The sequence below is a fragment of the Chamaesiphon sp. OTE_20_metabat_361 genome (assembly GCF_031364565.1).
On the sequence record NZ_JANLWO010000717.1, the window covers coordinates 1 to 2,346 of the forward strand.

At 49.1% G+C, this 2,346-nt stretch carries 2 protein-coding genes and 1 pseudogene; 2 read left to right on the top strand and 1 reads right to left on the bottom strand.

Going from position 1 to position 2,346, the window contains the following annotated elements; all coding sequences use genetic code 11:
• Positions 1-533 precede the first annotated feature (533 nt).
• Positions 534-1,094: a pentapeptide repeat-containing protein gene (locus tag RMO35_RS20250; RefSeq protein WP_309743633.1), complete on the bottom strand. Its 561-nt coding sequence runs from the start codon at positions 1,092-1,094 to the stop codon at positions 534-536.
• A 307-nt stretch (positions 1,095-1,401) separates the two neighbouring features.
• On the opposite strand from RMO35_RS20250, the gene RMO35_RS20255 reads away from it, so the two are divergent.
• Together RMO35_RS20255 and RMO35_RS20260 are read left to right on the top strand one after the other, a co-directional pair.
• Positions 1,402-2,121, top strand: coding sequence for a COP23 domain-containing protein (locus RMO35_RS20255; RefSeq protein WP_309743635.1), 720 nt, complete (start codon positions 1,402-1,404; stop codon positions 2,119-2,121).
• 103 nt (positions 2,122-2,224) lie between these two features.
• Positions 2,225-2,346, top strand: a pseudogene (locus RMO35_RS20260) (GuaB3 family IMP dehydrogenase-related protein); the annotation flags it as partial.

Sequence of the window (2,346 nt, forward strand, 5' to 3'; positions counted from 1 at the left end):
TTAACTAGGACTGCGGGAATTCCCCCGCCATAGGTGTACCCGCCTTGGCGGTGGGATGAAAGCAGGCGAATGAGAGATTGCATCTCCCCACCGCTATTTGCCACCACCGGAAGCAAGCAGCGGAGGGAGATGTATGAACGAATGAGTAACAAGCATTTTGGCTGAGTACAAGCATTCTCAAAATTGGTAAGATCTTAGAGAAGGTTGATGACCTTGTGGACTGTCTAAAAGGCTGACGAAGTACTAGCAGAATAGCCACTAAATGAAATCTGCCGCTGGACGAATCAAACACCATGTGGGTTTCCGACTCAAGTAATTTCTGCCTTGGGACACAGGGCGGCTGCGTGGACACCGTGTAAGCGGTGTGAGAGTCAGGACGAGACGGCTTGTCAAACCTCTGGACGCTGTGTAAGACCAAAACGCAAACTTGTTTGTGTGGAGGCAATGGCGGATGAAACACGAAGTCTGGGTTTTTGATGCCCAGACCGTATGCGTAGCATCGGTGTGGGTTGACTAAGCACTAAGATATGTCACTACACCATCACTGGCATCGAGCGACTCAAATCTACTGCTGGGCGATCTCGATCGCACCGGATGGTATCTTGCCAATTAACATTAATAACAATCGCTCGCTCCAATCGGGTGTGACTGAGATTTGCGCCCGTGAGATTTGCCCCGGTGAGATTGGCATAGCTGAGATTTGCCCACGCCAAATTCGCCCCGGTTAAGTCCGTCAAATGAAGCTGCGCTAACCGGAGATCGGCTCTTTGGAGATCGATCTGATGACAATTTGCACTGCTAAGATCCGCTCTAATCAGAGTCGATCGATCGCCACGACTAGCAACTAGCTTGCTCTGCCGCAAATTTGCCCGCCACAACATTGCTTTGCTAAATACGGCTGCTGAGAGATCGATACCCCCAAGGTTCGCCCAACTCAAGTTGCTATCATTTAACTGTGCCTGGGTAAAATCGCTACCGCTCAGGTCAGATTCGCTCAGATCGATCGATTGGAGATCGAGCCAACGAAAATCGCGTTGACCTTGCTGGCACAATTGCCTCAACTCTTGGGCGGTGATTTTGGGTGTGTCAAACATGCTCTCAAACATCTATCCGGTCGTGAAGATCGGCTGGAATGGCAACAACAAACGCAGCTACCATTTATTTCCACAGCCGAACATCAAAACAGCTTATTAAGTTTTGTAAACTCATCTTAACAAATATATCAGCATACTTGCAATTTTTGCCAAGCTGTAGATCTTTGTGCATATTCTCAGCACGATCCGCACATCCCTGTTGCCCTCTCAAACTGGAACATTCTCGATCGATCCCTTGTCCTACAACTTACAAGTACGATATTCCAGCCACTGACACTCCATCCTCACCCCAGAATAAATAAAACCCATGAACGTATCCCTCAAAATTTGGAGCTGGGCCATCTTAGGTGCTGTGTTGACAGCCAGTAGTGCCAGCGCACAGTATGGGCCACCTACACCGCAGACAAGCGTGCCATCGGGGGGAACTCAGGCACGTTTTATGTGCGAATCGATTAATAATGAGTCTACCGTGACTTATCGCCCGATCGATCGACCGGGCGAACGCTATCCGTGGGCGATTCCCAGCACGATGGGTAGCAACTGGAATGCGAGTAGACGCTGCACCGAAATCGCCCGCAGACTTGAAGAATATCGCCGCGATGGACTCAAAGAACTGCGGACGGAGGTCAAAAATCAGTACGATACGGTCTGTGTGACTACCGAACGCGATAGCGAATGCCGTCTAGTATTTACAGTACCATCAGGACAAGACGCGATCGCGACCAGAGACTCAGTCTTTCGCAATCTGACGATGGCAGATAGCGGGCAAAGAACCACAGGTGTCAATACCTTTGCCGACGGTGGCAATAATGGCCTTGGCAATCTGCTCGGTAATGTACTACCAGGACTGGGTAATGGCGGTAATGGTGCAGCACCAACTGCGGCAATTGGGAGCAACAGTAATATCGATCTGCGTCCCTTCCTCTCGACAAAAGATGGCGGTACCGCCACCAAACTGCGCGCGCCTGGTAACACAAATGCAACTACTGGTAATGCCAAAAAATTAAATCCCAATCGGTTTCGTTAGAATACCGATCCCCATGCAAAAATCTGTAAAAAAGTAAACAAATGTTGCAGTCTATTTGTTAGGCTTACTTAAAGACGTTTTTTGGAAGAAGGTCGGATCGATCGTGGATATTCAAATTGGGAAAGGGAAAACGGCTCGTAGAGCCTATGGCTTTGACGAAATAGCCCTAGTGCCTAGCGGCAAAACATTAGATCCCAGTTTGGCAGATACTAGCTGGCAAATTGG